This is a genomic window from Denitratisoma sp. DHT3 (assembly GCF_007833355.1).
In the GTDB taxonomy this organism is placed as follows: Bacteria; Pseudomonadota; Gammaproteobacteria; order Burkholderiales; family Rhodocyclaceae; genus Denitratisoma.
In genome coordinates this window covers 3,083,698-3,107,092 of the sequence record NZ_CP020914.1, presented here as the reverse complement: position 1 = coordinate 3,107,092, position 23,395 = coordinate 3,083,698, and the positions used below count along the sequence as shown (strand labels likewise).

Genomic DNA, 23,395 nt, shown 5'->3' with positions numbered 1-23,395 from the left:
GACGAGCACCAGGGGGCACCACCCCACGATCAGGGGGTGGAAGGAAAAGAGAAAACGCCAATCAGGAAGTGCCCGCAGCTTGCAGCAGGAAGTCCAGGATCACGTGATTGAACAGATCCGCCTGCTCCAGATTGCAAAGGTGGGCGGCATCGGGCAGGACGTCCTGCAAGGCGCCGGGAATGGCGTCGGCGATGATCTCGGCCATCGCCGGCGGCGTACTGTAGTCCGACTCGCCCACCAGCACCAGGGTGGGGGTGCGGATCGCCGCGAGGCGGGCGGTGATGTCCAGGGTGGGGATCAATGCCGCGCAGGCGATGTAGCCGGCCACCGGCGTGGCCCGGATCAGATTCGCGATGCGCGCCACCAATTCCGGATGAGTGAGGCGAAAGGGCTCGGTGAACCAGCGTTCGAGAAAGCCGGCCACCTGGGTCTCCATCCCGCGATTCCGGGCCTGCTCGATGCGCGACGCCCAGACCGGCGCCACCTCGGGTCCCAGCGCGCTGGTGGTGCTGGCGAGCACCAGGCGATCCAGGCGCTGGGGTGCAATCAGGGCGCAGTGCTGGCCGATCATGCCGCCCAGGGAGAGGCCGACGAAATGGGTACGGACGATGCCCAGCGCATCGAGCAGGCCCAGAAGATCGGACACCAGCAGGGGAAAACCGTAAGGGCCGGGCGGCACCGCGCTTCTGCCGTGCCCTCTCAGGTCGTAACGCAGCACCCGGAAATGGGGCGCCAGGGCGGCCATCTGCGCCTCCCAGACGCTCAGGTCGCAGGCCAGGGGGTGGCACAGCGTCAACCAGGGAGCGCCGCCACGCCCGTCGACACGGTAATGGACGGGATTGCCGTTAACCTCGATGAAGCCGTCCACGCAGCCGACTCAACCCATCTGGGCGAAGATCCTGTCGCTGTTGGTCAGTGCCTTGCGCAGCCGGTCGATGCGGGCGAGTTGCGCGGCGGCGGCCAGGGTCTCCAGTTCGCGCTCGATGTCGCGCAGTTGCGCTTCCAGCCTTTCCTCGGATTCGAGCAGTTCGGCCGCCCGCTGGTAGGCGGAAGTGGTGCGGATTTGCGCCTCGACGGCGCGCAGTCGCTCATCCATGATTGTCGACCTCCATCGATACTCAGCCCAGAAAAGCCAACAGCAACTCGTTGAACAGCTCCGCCTGCTCAACGTTGCACAGGTGCGAAGCCTGCGGCAGCAGTTCCAGCCGCGCCTGAGGAATGCCGCGGGCGATCACCTCGGCCATCGCCGGCGGCGTGCCGGCGTCGTCCTCGCCCACCAGCACCAGGGTCGGCGCCTGGATGTCCACCAGCCGCCCGGTGGTGTCCAGGCTCGCCACCATGCGCCCGCAGCCGGCATAACCCGCCAGCGGCGTATTGCGGATCAGGGTGCCGATACGTTCCATCACCGCCGGGTTCGCGCAGCGATAGGGCTCGGTGAACCAGCGTTCGAGGGTGCCTTCCACCATCGCCGCCATGCCGCCGGCGCGGGCCTGGGCGATGCGCTGCTCCCAGAGTTTCTCGACGCCGTTGCCGGCGCCGTAGCCGCTGCTGGTGGAGCACAGCACCAGGCGGTCGAGGCGCCGGGGCGCCATCAGGGCGAAATACTGGCCGATCATGCCGCCCAGGGACAGGCCGCAGAAGTGGGTCTGCGCCACGCCCAGGCCATCCAGCAGACCCAGGAGGTCGGCCACCATCATCTCGAAGCCATAGGGCAGGTCCGGCGCGCTGGAACCGCCGTGGCCGCGGATGTCGTAGCGCAGGACGTTGAAGCAGGAGGTCAGGGCCGCGATCTGGTCGTCCCACATCGAGAGGTCGCAGGCCAGCGAATGGCACAGGGTCAGCCAAGGACGGTCGCCGCGGACCTCGCCCTCCACCCGGTAACGAATGTCGATGCCGTTGCTCCGCAGAATCGCCATCACAGCGCCTCCAGTTTGGCCACTGACAGTGCCAGCCACTTCATGCCGGCGGGGCCGAAATTCACTTGCACGCGGGCGTCGCTGCCGCTGCCCTCGGCATTGACGATGACGCCCTGGCCGAACTTGGCGTGAGCCACGCTCTGCCCCACCCGCAAGCCTCCCCGTTCGCCGCCGCCCCCGGCGCGGGGCCGCGGCGAGGGCGTGAAGGCGTCGGCCGCCTCATAAGCATAGCCGCCCTTCTTCGCCTTGGGCGTCAGCCATTTCAGGAGCTCACCCGGAATTTCGTCGATGAAGCGCGAGGACAGGCCGTAGCGGGTCTGGCCGTGCAGCATCCGGGTCTGGGCGAAGGACAGGTAGAGGCGCTGCCGCGCCCGGGTCACCGCCACGTACATCAGGCGCCGCTCCTCCTCCAGCCCCTTGGCTTCGAGAATGGAATTCTCGTGGGGGAACAGCCCCTCTTCCATACCGCTCATGAACACCACGTTGAATTCCAGGCCCTTGGCGGAATGCACCGTCATCAGTTGCAGCGCATCGTCGCCCTCGCCGGCCTGGTGCTCGCCGGCCTCCAGGGCCGCATGGGTGAGGAAGGCGGCGAGGTCGGCGCTCAGCTCCCCTGTCGGTTCCCCGGTCGCTTCGCCGTCCTCGGACTCGGGCAGTTCGCGCCCTTCCTCGGCGACGAAGCTGGTGGCGGCGTTCACGAGTTCATCCAGGTTGGCCAGGCGTTCCTGGCCTTCCTTTTCGTTCTGGTAGTGCTGGCGCAGGCCCGACAGCTCGACCACGTGCTCGACCAGCTCCGGCAGCGGCAGGTCCATGGCCGGGCGCATTTTATCGATCAGGGCGGCGAAGGCGGCCAGGGAGGCGCCGGCCTTGCCCGGCACTTGCGGAATCGCCGCGAACAGGCTGCTGCCGGCGGCACGAGCGGCATCCTGCAATTGTTCGATGCTGCGGGCGCCGATGCCCCGCGCCGGGAAGTTCACCACCCGGGCGAAGGCGGTGTCGTCGTCGCTGTTGGCGATCAGGCGCAGATAGGCCAGGGCGTGCTTGATCTCCTGGCGCTCGAAAAAGCGCAGGCCGCCATACACCCGGTAGGGAATGCCGGCCGAGAACAGGGCATGCTCCAGGATCCGTGACTGGGCGTTGCTGCGGTAGAGCAGCGCGATCTCACGCCGGGTGTGGCCGTCGCGGGAAAGCGCCCGCACTTCCTCGACGATCCAGCGCGCCTCGTCGCCGTCGGAGAACGCCTCGAACACCCGGATCGGCTCGCCGGCGCCGGCATCGGTCCACAGGTTCTTGCCCAGGCGCCTTTCGTTGTGCTTGATGATGGCGTTGGCGGCGTCGAGGATGTTGCCGTGAGAACGGTAGTTCTGCTCCAGGCGGATGATGTTGGCCACCTCGAACTCGCGCTCGAAGTCCCGCATGTTCCCCACCTCGGCGCCGCGGAAGCCGTAGATCGACTGGTCGTCGTCGCCCACGGCGAAAATGCACCCACTGCTGCGCGGCTCCGGGTCGTGACTGGCCGCGCCTTGGGGCAGCCCGGCGGCACGGCCTCCTTCCGCATGCCCCGCCAGCAGTTTGAGCCAGCGGTATTGAAGGACGTTCGTGTCCTGGAACTCGTCCACCAGGATGTGGCGGAAGCGCGCCTGGTAATGCCGGCGCAGGGGCTCGTTGCGTTCCAGCAGCTCGTAGCAGCGCAGCAGCAGTTCGGCGAAGTCGACGACGCCCTCGCGCTGGCACTGCTGCTCGTAGGCGGCGTAGAGCTCGACGCGGCGGCGGGTGTAGTCGTCCCACGCCTCCACCGCCGCCGGGCGCAGTCCCTGTTCCTTCTGGGCATTGATGAAATGCTGTAGTTCGCGCGGCGGGAATTTCTCGTCATCGACGTTGAGCGCCTTCAGCAGGCGCTTGATCGCCGCCTGCTGGTCGGCCGTATCGAGGATCTGGAACAGTTGGGGCAGGCCGGCGTCCCGGTGATGCGCCCGCAGCATGCGGTTGCACAGGCCGTGGAAGGTGCCGATCCACATGCCGCGAACATTGATCGGCAGCATGGCGGAAAGCCGGGTCAGCATCTCCTTGGCGGCCTTGTTGGTGAAGGTCACGGCCAGGATGCCCTGGGGCGTTGCCTGGTTGGTCGAGATCAGCCAGGCGATGCGGGTGATCAGCACCCGGGTCTTGCCCGAGCCGGCGCCGGCCAGGATCAGCGCGTGCTGGGCGGGCAGGGTGACGGCGGCGAGCTGCTCGGGATTGAGCTTGTCGAGGAGGTGCGGTGTCATTGGCGGATTATATCGGCCTCGGGATTTCGGCTCCGCGCCCCCAAAAACCACAAGGCCGGGATGAGCCTCGAAACCACGGCGACACGGCGGGCACGGCGAAAACCCTTGGTTTTCAGGATCAAATTGTCAGCAATCCACATGTTTCGGCCGTCACCGGCCATGCTAACGTCAACCTTGACCGATTACTTGTTGCATCCCGTGTGATCATATCCCGCTTCGTAGCTGGCCACTCTTTCGAGCAAGAGAAGTGATGCGTGGTCTGATTGAAACCTTGAAAGCGAAGCAAGCGACATGAGTGAAGTCCACGCCCAAGCCCGAACGACCCCTCGAACGCGAACAGAGATCAAGCAGTCATCCGCATCGCTGGCTGAGTTGGCAGAACGCTACAACATCAGCGTAGCGACCGCGCGTAAGTGGAAGCGGCGCGATAGTCCGGAGGATTTATCGCACCGCCCGCACAAGCTCTGTACCACGCTGACGCCTGCGCAAGAGGCGATTGTCGTGGCGTTACGGCGCCTGACGCTGCTGCCGTTAGATGACCTGGTGGCTGTGGTGCGCGAATTCATCAATCCGGAAGTCTCGCGCTCGGGACTGGATCGCTGCTTGCGCCGCCATGGCGTGGCCAACCTGCGCCAACAACAAGCCGAGGCACTGGCCGATGCAGGCGAAATCCAGCCCTCTGTCAAAACCTTCAAGGATTACGAGCCAGGCTTCCTGCACATGGATATCAAGTACTTACCGCAGATGCCCGACGAAAAAGAGCGGCGCTACCTGTTTGTGGCTATCGATCGCGCCACACGCTGGGTGTTCATGCATATCTATGCCGATCAAAGCGAGCGTAGCAGCGTGGATTTTTTGAACCGCCTGGAACGCGCCGCACCGATGAAGATCGTCAAACTGCTCACGGACAACGGCAGCCAGTTTACCGACCGCTTCACAAGCAAAAAGCGTGAGCCCACAGGACGCCACGTCTTTGATGTACGCTGCGCGGCGCTGAACATCGAGCACCGCCTGTGCCCGCCACGCCACCCGCAGACCAACGGGATGGTCGAGCGTTTCAATGGCCGAATCAGTGAGGTGGTGAGCCAGACCCGATTTGCTTCAGCCGCTGAGTTGGAGACGACGCTTGCGCGCTATGTAAAAACCTACAACCAGCAGATTCCGCAGCGCGCACTCAACCATCGTTCTCCCATTCAGGCGCTCAAGGAATGGCAGCAGAAAAAACCAGAATTGTTCAAAAAACGTGTTTATAACCAGGCGGGACTAGACAATTACTTCCATTGATCCGTTTCGCTCGGGAGGCACGTATGAGAAGCATCAGCATCAAAGTCCGACTGGCTCTTCTGGTCGGGTTCATGGGCATTCTCCTGCTTGTCGGGGGCGCCATCGGCATCAGCGGCATCGCCCGTACCAACGCGGCGCTGGAGTCGGTCTACCGCGACCGCCTGGAGCCGACGATCCTGATCAGCAAGATCATGCTGGCGATGCAGGACAACCGCGCCCAGGTGATGCTCGGCATCCAGCACGATCCGGGCAATCCCTTCTCCCGTTTCCACGACCACCCGCTTTCGGCCCACGTCGGCAACTTCGTCAAGAACCGGGACGCGATCACCGGCTACTGGGAAAATTACATGGCGCGCACGCTGTCGTCCCAGGAAAAGGCGCTCTCGGAAAAATTCGCCGCCGCCCGCGCCCGCTACGTCAACGAAGGCCTGGCGCCGGCGATGGCGGCGCTGCAGGCGGACGATTTCGGCAAGGCCAACGAGATCATGCTGGTGCGGCTCAACCCGCTGCACAAAGCCGTGAATGAGGCGGCGGAGGAGATTTTCAGAACCACCACCGAGGCCGCCCACCTCGAATACGAGACGGCGCTCCAGCGCTACCGGACACTGCGCCTCATCAGCATCGGCGGCACGATCGTCGGCCTGCTGCTGGCGGCCCTGGCCGGATGGCTGCTGATCCGCTCGATCTCCGACCCGCTGAACCGCGTGATCGCCAGCTTCGAGCAGATCGCCGCCGGCAGGCTCGACCAGCCGGTGAAGGTGGACCGGGGCGACGAAATGGGCCGCTGCCTGTCCGCCCTGGCGACGATGCAACAGGAACTGCGCCGCACCATCGGCGAGATCGGACAGGCCGCCAGCGCCATCGAGCAGCAGTCGGTCGCGCTGCATGCCGACATGGAAAACGTCGCCGAACGCTCCAACAGCCAGATGGACCGGGTGCAGGAGGTCGCCGCCGCGATGGAGGAAGTCAGCCAGTCGGTGAGCGAGGTGGCGGGCAGCGCCGAACAGACGGCGGTCGCCGCGGACGATTCCCAGCACATCGTCGACGGCAGCCATCGGCAGATGACCAGCAGCATGGCGGCCACGGAACGGGTGGTGCAGGTCGTGGAATCCGCCAGCACCACGATCCAGGAACTCTCCGCCGCCATTTTGCGGGTCGACCAGGTCACCCACGTCATCCAGGAAATCGCCGACCAGACCAACCTGCTGGCGCTGAACGCCGCCATCGAGGCCGCCCGGGCCGGCGAGCAGGGCCGCGGCTTCGCCGTGGTCGCCGACGAGGTGCGCAAACTGGCCGAGCGCACCACCGCCAGCACCACGGACATTTCCAGCACCGTCGGCACGATCCAGGAGGTGACCCGCAGCGCGGTGACCACCATGGGCCAGGCGGTGCGCGAAGTGGAGGAGAGCATCGGTCTGTTGAAGGCCAGCGGCGAGAGCGTCGCCCAGATCGCCACCACCAGCACCCATGTGTCCGCCATGTCCCAGCACATCGCCGCGGCGACCAAGCAGCAATCGGTGGCCAGCCAGGAAGTGGCCCGCAACATGGAACAGCTCTCCGAACTGATCGGGCAGAACAACGCCAGCGCCCAGCGCGCCAGCCAGACCAGCACGGCCATGTATCGCGCCGCCCAGGGGCTGCGCTCGCTGGTGGTCCGCTTCCAGGTGTAGGGAGCGGAGTGCCTGGCGGCCGGGAGACAAAATCGGGGCGGGTATAATTCGCGGCTTTGCCAAGACATCGAAAGCCACGGGCCATGCAGGAAAAATACACCCCGACCGAAATCGAGCAGGCCGCCCAGGCCCATTGGGAAAACACCCGGGCCTTCCGGGCCGTGGAGGACCTCGCCGGTCAAAGCGGCAAGCCCAAGTATTACTGCCTGTCGATGTTCCCCTACCCCTCGGGCAAGCTGCACATGGGGCACGTGCGGAACTACACCATCGGCGACGTGCTGACCCGCTGGCACAAGATGCGCGGCTACAACGTGCTCCAGCCCATGGGCTGGGACGCCTTCGGCCTGCCCGCCGAGAACGCCGCCATGCAGAACGGCGTGCCGCCGGCGAAGTGGACCTACGACAACATCGCCTACATGAAGAAGCAGCTCCAGTCCCTGGGACTGGCGATCGACTGGAGCCGGGAGCTGGCCACCTGCCAGCCCGACTACTACAAGTGGAACCAGTGGCTGTTCCTGCGCATGCTGGAAAAGGGCATCGCCTACAAGAAGACCCAGGTGGTGAACTGGGACCCGGTGGACCAGACGGTGCTCGCCAACGAGCAGGTGATCGACGGCCGCGGCTGGCGCACCGGCGCCGTGGTGGAAAAACGCGAGATTCCCGGTTACTACCTGCGCATCACCCAGTACGCCGACGAGCTGCTGGCGGACCTGGACCAGCTTCCCGGCTGGCCGGAGCGGGTGCGCACCATGCAGGCCAACTGGATCGGCAAGAGCCACGGCGTGCGCTTCGCCTTTCAGTACGAGCTGCCCGCCGCAGGCGGCACGACGCTTCCCTCTCCCGCAAGCGGGAGAGGGACTGAGGGTGAGGGCAATACCGCAGCCGCCCCCTCACCCCTAGCCCCTCTCCCAGAGGGAGAGGGGAACAGACAGAGCGCCGAAGACGCTCAAAAGGGTCTGCTCTGGGTCTACACGACGCGGGCCGACACCATCATGGGCGTCACCTTCGTCGCCGTGGCCGCCGAGCACCCCCTGGCCACCCATGCCGCCCGCAACAATCCCGAACTGGCCGCCTTCATCGAGGAATGCAAGCACGGCTCGGTGATGGAGGCGGATCTCGCCACCATGGAGAAGAAGGGCGTGCCCACCGGCATCTTCGTCGAGCATCCGCTGACCGGCGAACAAGTCGAGGTCTGGGTCGGCAACTACGTGCTGATGGGCTACGGCGACGGCGCCGTGATGGGCGTTCCCGCCCACGACGAGCGGGACGGCACCTTCGCCAGGAAATACGGCCTGGCCATCAAGCAGGTGATCGCCAAGGCCGGCGAGACCTACGACAGCGAGACCTGGCGGGAATGGTACGGCGACAAGAGCGCCGGCGGCGTCTGCGTCAATTCCGGCAAGTATGACGGCCTGGGCTACGAAGCGGCGGTGGATGCCATCGCCGCCGATCTGGAGACCCGTGGCCTGGGCGGCAAGCAGACCCAGTACCGGTTGCGCGACTGGGGCCTGTCCCGTCAGCGCTACTGGGGCTGCCCGATTCCCATCATCCACTGCGAGACTTGTGGCTCGGTGCCGGTACCCGACGACCAGCTGCCGGTGAAGCTACCCGAGGATTGCGTGCCCGACGGCTCCGGCAACCCGCTCAACAAACGGGAGGATTTCCTTGCCTGCGCCTGCCCCCAGTGCGGCAAGCCGGCCCGGCGCGAGACGGACACCATGGACACCTTCATCGACTCGTCCTGGTACTACGCCCGCTACTGCGCTCCCGACAACGCCGCCCACATGGTGGACGAGCGCACCGCCTACTGGATGCCGGTGGACCAGTACATCGGCGGCATCGAACACGCCATCCTGCACCTGCTCTACTCGCGCTTCTGGACCAAGGTGATGCGCGACGTGGGCCTCGTCGGCTACGACGAACCCTTCGCCAACCTGCTCACGCAAGGCATGGTGCTGAACCACATCTTCAGCCGCCGCACGGAGAAGGGCGGCATCGAATATTTCGCCCCCGAGGAGATCGAACCGATCAAGGACGAGGCCGGCAAGGTCACCGGCGCCAAGCTGATCGAGGACGGCAGCGCCGTGGATTACCAGGGCATCGGCACCATGTCCAAGTCCAAGCGCAACGGCGTCGATCCGCAGTCCCTGATCGACCAGTACGGCGCCGACACGGCGCGCTTTTTCATGATGTTCGCCTCGCCCCCGGAGCAGACCCTGGAATGGGCCGACTCCGGCGTCGAGGGTGCCCACCGCTTCCTCAAGCGCCTGTGGGCCTTCGGTGTGGCCTTGGCCGCGGGTCTGGGCAAAGCCGGCGGAGAACCGCTGCCCGCCAAGCTGCCCGAGGCCCTGGCGAATCTGCGGCGGGAAATCCACCTGACCCTGAAACAGGCCAACTACGACCTTTCCAAGCACCAGTTCAACACCGTGGCCTCGGCCGCCATGAAGATGCTGAACGCCCTGGAGAAGGCGCCGAAGGACGCGGCGGGTCATGCGGCCGTCGCCAGCGAAGGCTTCTCCATCCTGTTGCGCCTGCTCTCGCCGATCACGCCCCACATCTGCCACCACCTGTGGCGCGAACTGGGCTACCCGGAAGGCAATGGCGACATCCTCGCCGCCCCCTGGCCCGAACCCGAGGCGTCCGCCCTGGTGCAGGACGAGATCGAGCTGATGCTGCAGGTGAACGGCAAGCTGCGCGGCAGCCTCAAGGTGCCGGCCGGCGCCGACAAGGCCGCCATCGAGGCCGCCGCCCTGGCCGCCGAGGCCGCCCGGAAGTTCATGGAAGGCCAACCGGCGAAGAAGGTGGTGGTGGTGCCCGGCCGTCTGGTCAACATCGTGGTCTGATGCGCAGGTTGCTCCTGATCCTGGCGCTGACGGCCGTCTCGGCGGCGGCGGAAACCGGACCGGCGGAATCCACGGAGCCCACGGACTCCACGGAATCCACCGTGTTCCGCCTGGACGACACGCGGCTGTTGAAGCCGGCCCGGAACGGCACCTGGGACCTGGTGGACGCTTCTTCGGGCAAGACCCAGACCCTGCGCCTGCCGGCCTTTCACGAGGCGTTCTCGGCGGCCACCCTGCATGGCGACAAGCTGGCCTACACGTCCCTGATCCGGCGCGGCGAGCGTCTGCAACTGGGCTGCATCAGCATCGACCTGATTCGCGGCAAGGTGATCGACCGGGAAGACACCAGCCTGCTGCTGGCCGAGAACGGCGACCGCTCGCTGCAAGCGCCCAGCTTTTCCGGCGACGGCCAGCGCGTGGCCTGCCACCTGAGCGGGGAAAAATGCGATGGGAGCGGCGCCGCCGGCTGTACCCCGGTCGAAGAAACCGTTACCCTGTCGTCGCTGCTGAGCGGCTCGGCGCGCCTCCCGCACAAGCCTGTCCGCGGCAAATCCGCCCACAAGCCCGCCAAGAAGACCGGTACCAAGGCCCTCCCCCGTAGAGTCCCGTCGAAAAGCATCAAAAAGGTCCGCCGCAAATGAAAAAACTGATCGTCCTGGCCCACGCCCTCCTCCTCACGGCCTGCGGTTTCCAGTTGCGGGGCTCCAGCGACCTGCCGTTCGAGACCCTCTACATCGCCTTGCCGGAAACCGCGGAACTGCGCGTTCAACTGGCGCGCACCGTGCAGGCGTCGAGCAGGACGCGGGTGGTCGACACCCCGGCCGAGGCCCAGGCGGTCTTCAGCGTCAGCGCGGACAACATGGCCAAGAACATCGTGTCCCTCAACACCGCCGGCCGCGTGCGGGAATACCAGCTGGTCCGCACCTTCAGCTTCCGCGTCCATGACCCCAAGGGCCAGGAACTGATCCCCCCGGGCCAGATCGTGCTGCGCCGGGACGTCACCTTCGCCGACGATCAGATCCTGTCCAAGGAAAACGAGGAAAACCTGCTGCTGCGGGACATGCAGAACGATCTGGTGCAGCAGTTGCTTCGCCGCTTTGCAGCTGCGAAGCAACTGCAAAAGTGAACGATCCATCCCCCGCCCCCTTCCTAAAGGAAGGGGTGACTGAATCAGAGCCGCTTTGCGGCTGATTGGAAAACCAAACACTGTGCAGCTTCGTCCCGAGCAACTTGCCGCGCATTTGCAGAAACCACTGGCACCGCTGTATGTGGTGCATGGCGACGAACCGCTGCTGGCCATCGAGGCGGCGGACGCGATTCGGGCCGCCGCTCGGATCCAGGGCTTCGAGGACCGCGAAGTGCTGACCGCCGGCCCCGGTTTCCGCTGGGACGATCTGTACCTGGCCGCCGGCAATCTGTCGCTGTTCGGCGGCTCGAAGCTGATCGATCTGCGCATCCCCTCGGGCAAGCCGGGACGGGACGGCGGCGAAGCGCTGCAACGCTATTGCGGCACCCTCGGCCCCGGCGTCGCGACGCTGATCAGCCTGCCGCTGCTGGACTGGCAGGCCAGGAAGGCCGCCTGGTTCACCGCCCTGATGGAAGCCGGCGTGGTGCTGGAATGCAACGCCCCGCCGCTGCCGCAGCTACCCGACTGGATCGCCGGCCGCCTGGCCCGGCAGCAGCAGAGCGCCCCCCGCGCAGCCCTGGAATTCATCGCCGACCACGTCGAGGGCAACCTGCTGGCCGCCCACCAGGAGATCCAGAAGCTGGCCCTGCTCCATCCGGCGGGTACCCTGAGCCTGGAGCAGGTGGAGGACGCGGTGCTGGACGTGGCCCGCTTCGACGTGGACAAGCTGCGGGCCGCGCTGCTGGCCGGCGATCTGGCCCGCTGCGGGCGCCTGCTGGACGGCCTGCGCGCCGAGGATACGGCGCCGCCGCTGGTGCTGTGGGCGCTGACCAGCGAGGTCCGCACCCTGGCCCAGGTGCGCTCCGCCATGGATCGCGGCCTGCCGGCCGATGGCGCGCTGAAGGAGGCGAAGGTGTTCGGCCCGCGCCAGGGACCGGTGCGCGCCGCCGCCCAGCGCATCAGCAGCGCCGCCGCCCGTGCCGCCCTGCTGCACGCGGCGCGCATCGACCGCATGATCAAGGGGCTGGCCCGGGGCGACATCTGGGACGAGATGCTTCAGTTGGCACTGAAGCTCTCGAAATAAGCACCCTCACCCCCGGCCCCTCTCCCCGCGGGAGGGGTGGCGCAGTCAGGCCGCTGCGGCTCAATACAACCAACTCGACGCCCGGCCTCACCACTTCACGCGCGCCGTGTATTCCAGGGTGGCGCTGCCCTCGGCGGGGACGGTGACATTCCAGACCGCGCCGCGGGACGATTCCTTCACGTGTTTCTGGGTCTGCTGCACGATCTCCCAGTCGCCGGGCAGGGTTTCCTGCACCTTCACGGTCACCGCCTCGGGCTTGGCGTTGCGCAGGCGAATCGCATAGGCGGTCTCGGCGCTGCGCTCGGTGATGCGTTTGTAGCTGGTCTGCCTGCGCTCGGCGCTGATGTCGAAGGCCTCACCCAGGCGCAGACGCACGGTTTCGTTCTTCGCCGTGTGGGCGATGCGGTCCTCGCCGACGAACTGAGCCGCGCCCTGGCTGTCCCGCGCATAGACGCGCACCACGCCGGCCGGCAGGGGCTTGCCCAGCTGGCCGCCGCGGTTCTGGAAAATCACGAACACCGCCGGCTTGAGTTTCTCGCCCAGCACGTCGTAGCGCCCCATGTAGTAATAATCGGCGCCGGCCAGCAGGTACTCGCGCTCCACCGGCACGCGCGCAGCGGAAAGCAGGGCCAGCTGCTTGGTCTGGTTGTCGGCCAGAGTGGTGGGGCGATCGAAGCTGTAGAGGTGGTAATCCAGCAGCGCCTCCTCCCGCGGCGCGGGCGCGGGTGCCGCCATCGCGACGGCCTCCGGCTTCGCCAGGTAGGCGCGGGCCACGGGGCGCACCCGGTTGACCTGGCCGGCCACCAGTTGCAGCGCCGCGTTCTCGAACGTTGTGCCGCTGCTGTTGGTCAGGGTGACCCAGCCATTCAGGTCCAGCTGGCGGCCGCCGCCATCCAGTTCCGCGACGTAATCCGCCTGCCAGCTCAAGCCGCCGCTCAGGTACGACAGTTCCAGGGTCTGCGCGCCTCCCGCGCTTTCCAGCAGCACCGAAAGCGTCGGCCGGTCGCGCAGGTTGCCCGGCACGCCGTCGAAGGCCAGACGGCCGGGAACGCCGGTCTCGATCCGGTCGGCGAAGCGCAGCACCGTGCCCTGGGTCGTCGCCAGCACGCTGGCCTTCTCCCGCGTTTCCGCGCCGCTGGCTGGATTGGTGCGAATCACCGTCACCTCGCGGCCGACGTACTTGTCGAGCAGCTTCTGCGGCGTCAGCAGATCGAAATCGAAGTTCTGCTCGATCAAGGTCAGCGGCCGGCCGGAAGCCGCCTGCAGCAACGCGGTCTCCGGCCGCATCCGGGCGGAGACTTCGCGCAGCGAGAGGCGTACCGGACCGGCGGGCAGGGTCAGCTTGCGCCGCTCCTTCACCAGGGCCAGATCGTCGTTGTAGACGGTCACCGCGATCGCGCCGCGGTCCGCGGCGGTGGAGATCAGTTCAGCGGACGGCGTGGCGTGTGCGACGTTCGCCGCGCAGGCCGCGGACAGCGAGGCAAGCAGCAGGCGCGCGATGGAGGAACGCATGATCGGACTCCCTGAACGGAATGGACAACGGTCCCGGATGATGCCACGGGGCGCGGGGCGGCGGGCAACTGCCGCGGCAGCCCGCCGGCGGTACAATCGAGCATTGTTTCGGGAGTTTCCGATGGATATCGAACAGTACATGACCGGCGTGGGCCAGGCCGCCCGCGCCGCTTCCTACGCGACGGCGAAAGCCTCCACCGCCGCCAAGAACGCCGCGCTGCGGGCGATGGCCGCGGCGATCCGCGAGAACTGCGCCGGCCTGCTCGCCGCCAACGCCGAGGATGTCGCCCAGGCCCGCCGCGACGGCCTGGACGAGGCGATGATCGACCGCCTGACGCTGACCGCCAAGAGCGTCGAAGCCATGGCCCAGGGCCTGGAGCAGGTCGCCGCCCTGCCCGACCCGGTGGGCGAGGTCACCGACATGAAGCGCCGTCCCAGCGGCATTCAGGTGGGCAAGATGCGGGTGCCGCTCGGCGTGGTGGGCATCATCTACGAAGCCCGTCCCAACGTCACCGCCGACGCCGCGGCGCTGTGCCTGAAATCGGGCAACGCCGCGGTGCTGCGCGGCGGCAAGGAGGCGATCCGCGCCAACCAGGCCATCGCCGCCTGCGTCCGCCAGGGGCTTGCGGCCGCGGGCCTGCCGGAAACCGCCGTGCAGGTGATCGAGACCACCGATCGCGAAGTGGTGGGCCGGATGATCGCCCTGCCCGAGTACATCGACGTGATCGTGCCGCGCGGCGGCAAGGGTCTGATCGAGCGCATCTCGCAAGGCGCCAAGGTGCCGGTGATCAAGCATCTGGACGGCAACTGCCACGTCTATGTGGATGACGCGGCCGACCCTGCCAAGGCGCTCAGGATCGTCGAGAATGCCAAGACCCAGCGCCTGGGCACCTGCAACACCGCCGAGTCGCTGCTGGTGGCGCGCGGCGTGGCCGCCGCCCAATTGCCCGCCCTGGCCCGGATGCTGGCCGCCAAGGGCGTCGAGCTGCGCGGCTGCGAGGAAACCCGGCGCCTGGTGCCGGAAGCCAAGCCCGCCACCGAGGAGGACCACGCCACCGAATACCTGGCCGCGATCATCTCGGTCAAGGTGGTGGCCGACGTGGATGAAGCGATCGCCCACATCAACAAGTATTCCTCCAAGCACACCGACGCCATCGTCACCGAGAACTACACCCACGCGATGCGTTTCCTGCGCGAAGTGGACTCCAGCTCGGTGATGGTCAACGCCTCGACCCGGTTCGCCGACGGCTTCGAATACGGGCTGGGCGCGGAGATCGGCATCTCCACCGACAAATTCCACGCCCGCGGCCCGGTCGGCCTGGAAGGCCTCACCAGCCAGAAATGGATCGTGCTGGGCGACGGCGAAGTCCGCGGCTGATCATGGACGGCACCTGGCAAGCGATCATCGCCGCGGCGCCGGGCTTCAATCTGGGCCTGCGTTGCAGCGCGGACGAGATTCTGGGCATCGACTATCTGCCGCCGGGGCCCGAGCAGGCGCCGCGACTGCCCCTGGCGCGCGAAGCGGTGCGCCAGTTGCGGGCCTGGCTGAAGGATCCCGGCTTCGAGTTCAGCCTGCCCCTGGCGCCGGCCGGCACGCCGTTCCAGCGCCGGGTCTGGGCCCAGATCAACGCCATCCCGCTGGGCCAGACCCGCAGCTACGGCCAGATCGCCGCCCAGCTCAACAGCGGGCCCCGCGCCGTGGGCGGCGCTTGCGGCGCCAACCCCTATCCGCCGGTGGTGCCCTGCCACCGGGTGCTGGCCGCCAACGGCGGCCTGGGCGGCTTTGCCAACGCGCGCGGCGGCTTCCTGCTGGACGTGAAGCGCTGGCTGCTGCGCCACGAAGGCTGCCTGCCCGACGCCCCGGGATGAATCCGGCCGACGCCGCGCTGCTCGACGAGTTCATCGACGCCCTGTGGCTGCAGGACGGCCTGGCGAAGAACACCCTGGCCAGCTACCGCAGCGACCTCGCCCTGTTCGCCGCCTGGCTCGAACCGCGCCATACGCCGCTTGGCGCCGTGGGCGAGACCGAGGTGAATCGCTACTTCGCCCACCTCCTCGCCCAGCCCAGTCCGCCCAAGCCGTCCAGCCAGCGCCGCCTGTACACGGTGCTGCGCCGCTTCTACCACTGGCTGCTCGATCACGGGCGGATCGGCGTCGATCCCCTGCTCAACGTCCAATCGCCGCTTCCCGGCAGCCGTTTCCCCAAGACCCTCTCGGAAGACAAGGTCGAGGCCCTGCTCGCCGCCCCCGATGTGACCACCCCCCTGGGCCTGCGCGACCGGGCGCTGCTGGAACTGCTGTACGCCACCGGGCTGCGGGTCTCCGAACTGGTGGGGCTCAAGCTCTTCGAACTCGGCCTGAGCGACCGCGTGGTGCGCACTTTGGGCAAGGGCGCGAAGGAACGGCTGGTTCCCATCGGCGACATCGCCGGCGAATGGCTGGAGCGTTATCTGCGGGAAGGGCGCCCCGCCATCCTGGGCGGCAAGGTCTGCGACGAGGTGTTCGTCACCCGCCGCGGCGCCGGCATGACGCGGCAGATGGCCTGGACCCTGATCAAGAAGCACGCCGCGCAGGCCGGCATTCCGCGGGAGCGGATTTCCCCCCACGTGCTGCGCCATGCCTTCGCCACCCACCTGCTCAACCACGGCGCCGACCTGCGCGTGGTGCAGTTGCTGCTGGGCCACGCCGACATCTCCACCACCCAGGTCTACACCCACGTCGCCCAGGAACGGCTCAAGCAACTGCACCAGCGCCATCACCCCCGCGGTTGAGGGCCGCCGGGCGCGGTTGCGGGCTCGTCGTCCGCGGGGATGGATGCGCCGACATCGAAACAGCATCCGGCGTTTGACAGTGCGGAGGGTGCCTCTCTATAATCCGCGCCTCTTTTGGGGGTCGGTAGCTCAGTCGGTAGAGCAGCGGACTTTTAATCCGTTGGTCGCGAGTTCGAGTCTCGCCCGACCCACCATGAGAATGGGTTGTTAGCTCAGTTGGTAGAGCAGCGGACTCTTAATCCGTAGGTCCACAGTTCGAATCTGTGACAACCCACCAGATTTCACCCAATGCATCGAGCGAAGCCCAGCCGGACCGGCTGGGCTTTTTCTTTATTTATCGACCTTGACGTTGTTCAGGGCGCTGATGTCGAAGTTCGGCAGCGCCATCTGCGGCGTCTTGCCGCCGTCGACCGGCAGGATCACGCCCGTGATGTAGGACGCCTGGTCGGAACCCAGGAAACAGACGGCCTCGGCCACCTCTTCCGCGGCGCCGTGGCGCAGCATCGGGATCGACGCGGCCACCGCGTCCTGGGCCGCCTCGTTCTTGCGGAACGCGGCGTTCATGCCGGCGGTGACGGTGGAGCCGGGCGCGACCACGTTCATGCGGACATTGAAGGGCGCGGCCTCCATCGCCACGCACTGGGTGAACTGGTTCACCGCCGCCTTCGAGGCGCCGTAGGCACCGGCGGCCAGGCCCGCGCGCAGGCTGCTGACGGAGGAGATATTGATGATGGAGCCGGAGCGCTGCTTCATCATGACCTTCAGGGCTTCGCGGCAGCCGATGAACACGCTGTCCACGGACGCGGTGAAGTTGGAGCGGAAGTCCTCGATCGTCTGGTCGACGATCATGCCGCCCTTGACGGAGGGGGCATTGTTCACCAGCACATCGAGGCGGCCGAATTCGGCAACGGTATCATGGACCAGCTTGGCGAAGCCGTCCAGGTCATTGACGTCCAGTTCCACGCTCTTGAACTTGCCGCCGTTGGCCGTGACGGCGGCCGCCAGTTCGTCCAGCTTGGGCTTGCGGCGGGCACAGCCGACCACGATGGCGCCCTCGTCGGCGAACTGCTTGGCACAGGCACGGCCGATTCCCAGGCTGGCACCGGTCACGATCACCACACGGCCTTCGAAACGCTTGGTCATTCTTGGATCCCTTTCAGTAAATGATTTTGGTACAGCGGTCCGGAAACAAGGCGCATGGATAAAGGCTTTACAGCCGATGAGACCGTCCGCTGCAACCTCGTAAGTATCGTTCGCCCCGCGCTCCCGGTCAAACATCAATTTGTATCTTTTCCGGCTTGCGGGGCTCGGGCGCAGCCCCGCCCCTCGCATCAATTTTCGACCAGTGCCCTTGAAAACCCGAGGGACGGCCACTATTATTAGCACTCGTCGGCGGCGAGTGCTAATCAAGAGCAACACCGATCTTGCCGTCCTCCGACTCATTCATTCGCGGCGCCGCCGCATTCCACGTCATCCCTCAAGGAGATATATCCATGAAAATCCGTCCCTTGCATGACCGCGTGATCGTCAAGCGCATCGAAGACGAGCGCAAGACGGCCTCCGGCATCGTCATTCCCGACTCCGCCGCCGAGAAGCCCGACCAGGGCGAAGTGCTCGCCGTGGGCACCGGCAAGATCCTGGAAGACGGCAAGGTCCGCCCCATGGCCGTGAAGGTGGGCGAGCGCGTGCTGTTCGGCAAGTACTCCGGCCAGACCGTCAAGGTCGAGGGCGAGGAGCTGCTGGTGATGCGCGAAGAAGACATCATGGGCGTGATCGAGGCCTGATCGGCCCCGTCCAATCTAGAGATTTCAAGGAGATACATCAATGGCTGCTAAAGAAGTCAAGTTCGGCGACTCCGCTCGCCACCGCATGGTCGAAGGCGTCAACGTCCTGGCCGACGCCGTCAAGGTGACCCTCGGCCCGAAGGGCCGCAACGTGGTGCTGGAGCGTTCCTTCGGCGCCCCCACCGTGACCAAGGACGGTGTGTCCGTGGCCAAGGAAATCGAACTGAAGGACAAGTTCCAGAACATGGGCGCGCAGATGGTCAAGGAAGTGGCTTCCAAGACCTCCGACGTCGCCGGTGACGGCACCACCACCGCCACCGTGCTGGCCCAGGCCATCGTCCGCGAAGGCATGAAGTACGTGGCCGCCGGCATGAACCCGATGGACCTGAAGCGCGGCATCGACAAGGCCGTCACCGCCACCATCGAAGAACTGAAGAAGCTGTCCAAGCCCTGTACCACCGGTCAGGAAATTGCCCAGGTGGGTTCCATTTCCGCCAACTCCGACGCCAATATCGGCGACATCATCGCCAAGGCCATGGACAAGGTCGGCAAGGAAGGCGTGATCACTGTCGAAGATGGCAAGTCCCTGGACAACGAACTGGACGTGGTGGAAGGCATGCAGTTCGACCGCGGCTACCTGTCCCCCTACTTCATCAACAACCCGGACAAGCAGATCGCCATCCTGGACAATCCCTTCGTCCTGCTGTTCGACAAGAAGATCTCCAACATCCGCGACCTGCTGCCGGTGCTGGAGCAAGTCGCCAAGGCCGGCCGCCCGCTGCTGATCATCGCCGAGGACGTTGACGGCGAAGCCCTGGCCACCCTGGTGGTGAACAACATCCGCGGCATCCTCAAGACCGTGGCCGTCAAGGCCCCCGGCTTCGGCGACCGTCGCAAGGCCATGCTGGAAGACATCGCCATCCTCACCGGCGGCACCGTGATCGCCGAGGAAGTCGGCCTGTCCCTGGAGAAGGCCACCCTGCAGGATCTGGGCCAAGCCAAGCGCGTCGAGATCGGCAAGGAAAACACCACCCTCATCGACGGCGCCGGCACCGAGGACGCCATCAAGGCTCGCGTCGCCGCGATCCGCAAACAGATCGACGAAGCCACCAGCGACTACGACCGCGAGAAGCTGCAGGAGCGCGTGGCCAAGCTGGCCGGCGGCGTGGCCCTGATCAAGGTCGGCGCGGCCACCGAAGTCGAGATGAAGGAGAAAAAGGCCCGCGTCGAGGACGCGCTCCACGCCACTCGCGCCGCCGTTGAAGAAGGCATCGTTCCCGGCGGCGGCGTCTCCCTGCTGCGCGCCCGCTCCACCGTCTCCGTCAAGGGCGACAACGCCGAACAGGACGCCGGCATCAAGATCGTGCTGCGCGCCCTGGAAGAGCCGCTGCGTCAGATCGCCGCCAACGCCGGCGACGAGCCTTCCGTGGTGATCAACAAGGTGCTCGAGGGCACGGGCAACTTCGGCTACAACGCCGCCACCGGCGAATACGGCGACATGGTGGCGATGGGCGTGCTGGACCCCACCAAGGTCGAGCGCACCGCGCTGCAAAACGCCTCCTCCGTGGCCGGCCTGATGCTGACCACCGACTGCATGGTGGCCGAACTGGCGGAAGACAAGCCCGCCATGGGCGGCATGCCGGGCATGGGCGGCATGGGTGGCATGGGCGGCATGGACATGATGTGATGTCCGCCTGAGCTCCGCTCAAGCAATCGAAACACCCGGCTTCGGCCGGGTGTTTTGCTATTGGGCATCATCCATCCACTGCGCACTGCGCGCATCCGTCGCATTTAGCATATACTCACGCCGCAATCGAAAAACTGAAAAAGGCAAACCCATCGAAAGGTGGGGACGCAAAGTCTCCGGTCTACCGGGTGCATTCGTGTGAATTCCACCCCAGGATAGCGGGACCGCCAGGTCAGGACTCCGGCATCGCCGCGGAAATTCCGCGCTCGATGTCGACCTCGTCCAGCGATCCCCTATCCCCTTCGCCCGCCGACCGGACATTTCCCTCTCGACATCGAGGAGAAGGTCATGCCCCCCACTATCGTCAGAAGGCGGGTCGTCGGATACGTCAAGAAAAAGAAAAACACCAGGCCCAAGGCGCCGGCGCTGGTGGCGTCAACCCCGCCGAAAGACGCCGTTGTCGGCGACATCGGCCACGAAGGCAATCATTTTCGCGCGCCATCCGCCTCGAAACCTGCGCCGCCGTGGTGGCGCATGGCGTGGATTCCACTGCTGCTGCTGTCGGCCCTGATCGTCGCCCTGAATTTGGCCGGCAAGGTAGGGGATCGTTTGAATGCCGAGAACATGTCCTCGTCGAACGCCAACGTCGGGAGCGGTACGGGGGCCGGCGCCTGGCCCGAGCGCACCCGCATCGGCGGCGCCGGTATCGGCAACGGCAGCACCGCTGCCGGCGGTTTGGAGGCGCGGGCGGCGCCGACGGACCAGAGCTTCCTCGCGACGCCCTACGGCAACCGCGCCTCGCGCCGGATCTCGTCATCCCGCCAGGCGCCAGCGCCGCGCCACTGCGTGGTCAACGCGGGTGTGCGGGACGATGCGGCCCAAATTGCGGCGAACCTCAGCGCCTGTCTGAACGACGCCCCCTGAATCAAGCGCTGCAGCCAGACCTGAGCCGCCAAACGACGGCCCAGGCCTTTTCCATTGCGGCTCCCGCCGCGGAATGGATGCGCCAGCAGCCACGGCACCGCGCCTGAAAAATCCTTGCCACTTGTCTGGCGAAGACCCTATGCTCTGCGAGACCGTTGCGATTCGCCATTCGCCGCCCGGATAAAGTCCAAGAAAGTCCGATCATGTCCGTCGCTCTAGCCCTGCTGCTCGTCCTTGCCGCTTTGCTGGGTCTGCCGCCGCTGCGCCGGACCCTGCTCACCGGGCCGCTGTTCGCCCTCTACAAAGGCATGCTGCCGGAGATGTCCGACACCGAGCGCGACGCGCTGGAGGCGGGCAGCGTCTGGTGGGAAGGCCAGTTGTTCGGCGGCCGTCCCGACTGGAACGTGCTGTTGTCCTATCCCCGGCCGACCCTGAGCGCGGAGGAGCAGTCCTTCCTCGACCACGAGGTGGAAGAAGCCTGCCGCTTGGTCGATGACTGGCAGGTCTCCCACGCGCTGCACGACCTGACGCCGGAAACCTGGGACTACCTCAAGTCGCGCGGCTTCCTCGGCATGATCATCCCCAAGGCCTACGGCGGACTGGGATTTTCCGCCTACGCCCATTCCCAGGTGGTGACGCGGCTGGCCACCCGCTCCTCGGCCGTGGCCGTGTCGGTGATGGTGCCCAATTCCCTGGGGCCGGCGGAATTGCTGCTGCACTACGGCACAGAGGCGCAGAAGAACCACTATCTGCCGCGCCTGGCCAAGGGGCTCGAAGTGCCGGCCTTCGCGCTGACCAGCCCCTGGGCCGGCTCCGACGCCGCCGCCATCCCCGACGTCGGCATCGTCTGCAAGGGCCAGTGGCAGGGACGGGAGACGATCGGCATGCGCGTCACCTGGGACAAGCGCTACATCACCCTGGGGCCGGTGTGCACCCTGCTCGGCCTGGCCTTCCATCTCTACGACCCCGACGGCCTGCTGGGCGACCACAAGGACATCGGCATCACCTGCGCGCTGGTGCCGCGCGACCATCCCGGTGTCGAGCTGGGGCGCCGCCACCAGCCGCTGAACGCGGCGTTCATGAACGGCCCCACCCGGGGCCGCGACGTTTTCATGCCGCTGGACTTCATCATCGGCGGCCCGGCCACCGCCGGGCACGGCTGGCGCATGTTGATGGAGTGCCTGGCCGCCGGCCGCGCCATCTCCCTGCCCGCCTCCAACGTCGGCATGGCCCAGTTGACGGCCCGCGCCGTGGGCGCCTACGCCCGCATCCGCAGCCAGTTCGGCATGGCGGTGGGCCGCTTCGAGGGGGTGGAGGAGGCCCTGACCCGGATCGGCGCCTACACCTACCTGATGGACGCCGCCCGCACCATGACGGCCGGCGCGGTGGACCTGGGCGAGAAGCCCGCCGTGGTCTCCGCGATCGCCAAGTACCACGTCACCGAACGGGCGCGGCGGGTGGTCAACGACGGCATGGACGTGCTGGGCGGCAAGGGCATCTGCCTGGGGCCGTCCAATTTCCTCGGCCGCGCCTATCAGCAGATTCCCATCGGCATCACCGTGGAAGGCGCCAACATCCTGACCCGCAGCCTGATTCTCTTCGGCCAGGGAGCGATCCGCTGCCATCCCTATCTGCTGCGGGAGATGCGGGCGGCGCGCGATCCCGACCGGGCGGCGGGCCGCGCCGCCTTCGACCGCCTGCTCGTCGCCCATGTCGGCCATGTGCTGCGCAACGGCCTGCGGGCACTGGGCCACGGCCTGTCCGGCTCCCGCTTCGCCCGTGCGCCGGCCGCCGCCGCGCCCGAGGCGCGGCGCTACTATCGGCAGTTGACCCGTTTGTCCGCCGCCTTCGCCTTTCTCGCCGACGTCTCCCTGCTGATCCTGGGCGGCGGTCTCAAGCGGCGCGAGAAGCTCTCGGCGCGCCTGGGCGACATCCTCTCCGAGATGTACCTGATGTCCGCCACCCTGAAGCGCTACGAGGGCGAGGGCCGCCAGGTCGCCGACCTGCCCCTGCTGCACTGGGCGATGTGGGACTCGATGTACAAGGCCCAGCAGGCGTTCGACGGCGTCATCGCCAACTACCCCAACCGCTTCGTCGCGGCCTGTCTGCGCCTTGCGCTGTTCCCCTTCGGCCATCCCTACGTGGTGCCCTCGGATGCGCTGGGCCGGCGGGCGGCGCAGCTGCTGCTCGCCCCCTCGGCCAGCCGCGATCGCCTCACCGCCGCCTGCCATCTGCCCGGGAGCGAGGACGAACCGCTCGGCGCGATCGAACTCGCGCTGCGGGCAGTGATGGAATGCGAGCCGATCGAGGCGCGGATCCGCGCCGCCGAAAGGGCCGGGCGCTTCGCCGCCGACCCGCTCGCCAACGTGCGCGACATGGCGCGGGCCGCCCACGCGGCCGGCGTGGTGAGCGACGAGGAGTATGCGCTGCTGGCGCACCGCGACCGGTTGCGCGACATCGTCATCCGGGTCGACGATTTCCCTTTCGATTTCGGCGTCGATGCCAACCCGGCGGCGGCGGTGTAATG

The 23,395-nt window shown here is 66.8% G+C and carries 20 protein-coding genes, 2 tRNA genes and 1 riboswitch; of the genes, 16 read left to right on the top strand and 6 right to left on the bottom strand.

Annotated features, from left to right (window positions below):
• Nucleotides 1-61: 61 nt before the first annotated feature.
• Genes pcaD (B9N43_RS14355) through B9N43_RS14340 form a run of 4 tightly spaced genes read right to left on the bottom strand, consistent with a single transcriptional unit; the run spans nucleotide 62 to nucleotide 4,183 of the window.
• Nucleotides 62-868, bottom strand: coding sequence for a 3-oxoadipate enol-lactonase (pcaD, locus tag B9N43_RS14355; protein ID WP_145842874.1), 807 nt, complete (start codon nucleotides 866-868; stop codon nucleotides 62-64).
• Between the two features lie 9 nt (nucleotides 869-877).
• Nucleotides 878-1,096 carry a hypothetical protein gene (locus B9N43_RS14350; protein ID WP_145842873.1) on the bottom strand — a complete coding sequence of 73 codons (219 nt, stop codon included), beginning with the start codon at nucleotides 1,094-1,096 and terminating at the stop codon, nucleotides 878-880.
• Between the two features lie 22 nt (nucleotides 1,097-1,118).
• Nucleotides 1,119-1,916 (bottom strand): 3-oxoadipate enol-lactonase, encoded by a 798-nt coding sequence (gene pcaD / locus B9N43_RS14345; protein ID WP_145842871.1) that lies wholly within the window; start codon nucleotides 1,914-1,916, stop codon nucleotides 1,119-1,121.
• On the bottom strand, nucleotides 1,916-4,183 hold the full coding sequence (locus tag B9N43_RS14340; RefSeq protein ID WP_145842870.1) for a UvrD-helicase domain-containing protein: 2,268 nt from the start codon (nucleotides 4,181-4,183) through the stop codon (nucleotides 1,916-1,918). The genes pcaD (B9N43_RS14345) and B9N43_RS14340 overlap by 1 nt, the downstream gene beginning before the upstream one ends.
• Between B9N43_RS14340 and B9N43_RS14335 the strand changes: the two genes are divergently transcribed.
• The 7 genes from B9N43_RS14335 to holA all read left to right on the top strand — a co-directional run bounded on the left by B9N43_RS14335 (nucleotide 4,183) and on the right by holA (nucleotide 12,190).
• Nucleotides 4,183-4,434: a hypothetical protein gene (locus B9N43_RS14335; protein WP_186453840.1), complete on the top strand. Its 252-nt coding sequence runs from the start codon at nucleotides 4,183-4,185 to the stop codon at nucleotides 4,432-4,434. The genes B9N43_RS14340 and B9N43_RS14335 overlap by 1 nt on opposite strands.
• A gap of 40 nt (nucleotides 4,435-4,474) precedes the next feature.
• The gene (locus B9N43_RS14330; protein WP_145842868.1) at nucleotides 4,475-5,467 is read left to right on the top strand and encodes an IS481 family transposase; all 993 of its coding nucleotides are present in this window, start codon (nucleotides 4,475-4,477) and stop codon (nucleotides 5,465-5,467) included.
• A gap of 23 nt (nucleotides 5,468-5,490) precedes the next feature.
• On the top strand, nucleotides 5,491-7,137 hold the full coding sequence (locus B9N43_RS14325) for a methyl-accepting chemotaxis protein (protein WP_145842867.1): 1,647 nt from the start codon (nucleotides 5,491-5,493) through the stop codon (nucleotides 7,135-7,137).
• 83 nt (nucleotides 7,138-7,220) lie between these two features.
• Nucleotides 7,221-9,980: a leucine--tRNA ligase gene (gene leuS, locus B9N43_RS14320; protein WP_261379339.1), complete on the top strand. Its 2,760-nt coding sequence runs from the start codon at nucleotides 7,221-7,223 to the stop codon at nucleotides 9,978-9,980.
• Nucleotides 9,980-10,621 (top strand): hypothetical protein, encoded by a 642-nt coding sequence (locus B9N43_RS14315; protein WP_145842866.1) that lies wholly within the window; start codon nucleotides 9,980-9,982, stop codon nucleotides 10,619-10,621. The genes leuS and B9N43_RS14315 overlap by 1 nt, the downstream gene beginning before the upstream one ends.
• Nucleotides 10,618-11,106, top strand: coding sequence for an LPS assembly lipoprotein LptE (gene lptE / locus B9N43_RS14310; protein ID WP_145842865.1), 489 nt, complete (start codon nucleotides 10,618-10,620; stop codon nucleotides 11,104-11,106). The genes B9N43_RS14315 and lptE overlap by 4 nt, the downstream gene beginning before the upstream one ends.
• Nucleotides 11,107-11,188: 82 nt before the next feature.
• Nucleotides 11,189-12,190, top strand: coding sequence for a DNA polymerase III subunit delta (gene holA, locus B9N43_RS14305; protein WP_145842864.1), 1,002 nt, complete (start codon nucleotides 11,189-11,191; stop codon nucleotides 12,188-12,190).
• Between the two features lie 87 nt (nucleotides 12,191-12,277).
• Here holA and B9N43_RS14300 read toward each other — a convergent pair whose 3' ends face one another.
• The gene (locus tag B9N43_RS14300; RefSeq protein ID WP_145842862.1) at nucleotides 12,278-13,702 is read right to left on the bottom strand and encodes a DUF4139 domain-containing protein; all 1,425 of its coding nucleotides are present in this window, start codon (nucleotides 13,700-13,702) and stop codon (nucleotides 12,278-12,280) included.
• A 121-nt stretch (nucleotides 13,703-13,823) separates the two neighbouring features.
• Between B9N43_RS14300 and B9N43_RS14295 the strand changes: the two genes are divergently transcribed.
• The 5 genes from B9N43_RS14295 to B9N43_RS14275 all read left to right on the top strand — a co-directional run bounded on the left by B9N43_RS14295 (nucleotide 13,824) and on the right by B9N43_RS14275 (nucleotide 16,750).
• Nucleotides 13,824-15,080, top strand: a complete 1,257-nt coding sequence (locus B9N43_RS14295) for a glutamate-5-semialdehyde dehydrogenase (protein WP_145842861.1) — start codon at nucleotides 13,824-13,826, stop codon at nucleotides 15,078-15,080.
• Nucleotides 15,081-15,082: 2 nt separating this feature from the next.
• A complete protein-coding gene (locus B9N43_RS14290; protein WP_145842860.1) occupies nucleotides 15,083-15,571 on the top strand; it encodes a methylated-DNA--[protein]-cysteine S-methyltransferase in 489 nt (162 codons plus the stop codon).
• The gene (gene xerD, locus B9N43_RS14285; protein ID WP_145842859.1) at nucleotides 15,568-16,473 is read left to right on the top strand and encodes a site-specific tyrosine recombinase XerD; all 906 of its coding nucleotides are present in this window, start codon (nucleotides 15,568-15,570) and stop codon (nucleotides 16,471-16,473) included. The genes B9N43_RS14290 and xerD overlap by 4 nt, the downstream gene beginning before the upstream one ends.
• A gap of 118 nt (nucleotides 16,474-16,591) precedes the next feature.
• Nucleotides 16,592-16,667 (top strand) — tRNA-Lys (locus B9N43_RS14280).
• 7 nt (nucleotides 16,668-16,674) lie between these two features.
• Nucleotides 16,675-16,750: transfer RNA gene (locus B9N43_RS14275), tRNA-Lys, on the top strand.
• A gap of 53 nt (nucleotides 16,751-16,803) precedes the next feature.
• Here the strand turns inward: B9N43_RS14275 and B9N43_RS14270 are convergent.
• Nucleotides 16,804-17,616 (bottom strand): SDR family NAD(P)-dependent oxidoreductase, encoded by an 813-nt coding sequence (locus B9N43_RS14270; protein WP_145842858.1) that lies wholly within the window; start codon nucleotides 17,614-17,616, stop codon nucleotides 16,804-16,806.
• Nucleotides 17,617-17,966: 350 nt separating this feature from the next.
• Between B9N43_RS14270 and groES the strand changes: the two genes are divergently transcribed.
• The 4 genes from groES to B9N43_RS14250 all read left to right on the top strand — a co-directional run bounded on the left by groES (nucleotide 17,967) and on the right by B9N43_RS14250 (nucleotide 23,393).
• Nucleotides 17,967-18,257 (top strand): co-chaperone GroES, encoded by a 291-nt coding sequence (gene groES, locus B9N43_RS14265; RefSeq protein WP_145842857.1) that lies wholly within the window; start codon nucleotides 17,967-17,969, stop codon nucleotides 18,255-18,257.
• A 40-nt stretch (nucleotides 18,258-18,297) separates the two neighbouring features.
• Nucleotides 18,298-19,944, top strand: a complete 1,647-nt coding sequence (gene groL / locus B9N43_RS14260) for a chaperonin GroEL (protein WP_145842856.1) — start codon at nucleotides 18,298-18,300, stop codon at nucleotides 19,942-19,944.
• 132 nt (nucleotides 19,945-20,076) lie between these two features.
• Nucleotides 20,077-20,176, top strand: a riboswitch (cyclic di-GMP riboswitch).
• A 116-nt stretch (nucleotides 20,177-20,292) separates the two neighbouring features.
• Nucleotides 20,293-20,868 carry a hypothetical protein gene (locus B9N43_RS14255; RefSeq protein ID WP_145842854.1) on the top strand — a complete coding sequence of 192 codons (576 nt, stop codon included), beginning with the start codon at nucleotides 20,293-20,295 and terminating at the stop codon, nucleotides 20,866-20,868.
• Between the two features lie 203 nt (nucleotides 20,869-21,071).
• Nucleotides 21,072-23,393 (top strand): acyl-CoA dehydrogenase, encoded by a 2,322-nt coding sequence (locus B9N43_RS14250; RefSeq protein ID WP_145842853.1) that lies wholly within the window; start codon nucleotides 21,072-21,074, stop codon nucleotides 23,391-23,393.
• The last annotated feature ends 2 nt before the right edge of the window (nucleotides 23,394-23,395 follow it).

Bases quoted from the DNA above. Each gene is read 5' to 3' on its own strand.
- B9N43_RS14300 (WP_145842862.1), bottom strand. From the start codon at position 13,702: ATGCGTTCCTCCATCGCGCGCCTGCTGCTTGCCTCGCTGTCCGCGGCC.
- lptE (WP_145842865.1), top strand. From the start codon at position 10,618: ATGAAAAAACTGATCGTCCTGGCCCACGCCCTCCTCCTCACGGCCTGC.
- B9N43_RS14270 (WP_145842858.1), bottom strand. From the start codon at position 17,616: ATGACCAAGCGTTTCGAAGGCCGTGTGGTGATCGTGACCGGTGCCAGC.
- B9N43_RS14330 (WP_145842868.1), top strand. From the start codon at position 4,475: ATGAGTGAAGTCCACGCCCAAGCCCGAACGACCCCTCGAACGCGAACA.
- B9N43_RS14325 (WP_145842867.1), top strand. From the start codon at position 5,491: ATGAGAAGCATCAGCATCAAAGTCCGACTGGCTCTTCTGGTCGGGTTC.
- leuS (WP_261379339.1), top strand. From the start codon at position 7,221: ATGCAGGAAAAATACACCCCGACCGAAATCGAGCAGGCCGCCCAGGCC.
- B9N43_RS14250 (WP_145842853.1), top strand. From the start codon at position 21,072: ATGTCCGTCGCTCTAGCCCTGCTGCTCGTCCTTGCCGCTTTGCTGGGT.
- groL (WP_145842856.1), top strand. From the start codon at position 18,298: ATGGCTGCTAAAGAAGTCAAGTTCGGCGACTCCGCTCGCCACCGCATG.
- groES (WP_145842857.1), top strand. From the start codon at position 17,967: ATGAAAATCCGTCCCTTGCATGACCGCGTGATCGTCAAGCGCATCGAA.
- B9N43_RS14340 (WP_145842870.1), bottom strand. From the start codon at position 4,183: ATGACACCGCACCTCCTCGACAAGCTCAATCCCGAGCAGCTCGCCGCC.
- B9N43_RS14290 (WP_145842860.1), top strand. From the start codon at position 15,083: ATGGACGGCACCTGGCAAGCGATCATCGCCGCGGCGCCGGGCTTCAAT.
- B9N43_RS14255 (WP_145842854.1), top strand. From the start codon at position 20,293: ATGCCCCCCACTATCGTCAGAAGGCGGGTCGTCGGATACGTCAAGAAA.
- pcaD (WP_145842871.1), bottom strand. From the start codon at position 1,916: ATGGCGATTCTGCGGAGCAACGGCATCGACATTCGTTACCGGGTGGAG.
- B9N43_RS14315 (WP_145842866.1), top strand. From the start codon at position 9,980: ATGCGCAGGTTGCTCCTGATCCTGGCGCTGACGGCCGTCTCGGCGGCG.
- xerD (WP_145842859.1), top strand. From the start codon at position 15,568: ATGAATCCGGCCGACGCCGCGCTGCTCGACGAGTTCATCGACGCCCTG.
- B9N43_RS14295 (WP_145842861.1), top strand. From the start codon at position 13,824: ATGGATATCGAACAGTACATGACCGGCGTGGGCCAGGCCGCCCGCGCC.
- B9N43_RS14350 (WP_145842873.1), bottom strand. From the start codon at position 1,096: ATGGATGAGCGACTGCGCGCCGTCGAGGCGCAAATCCGCACCACTTCC.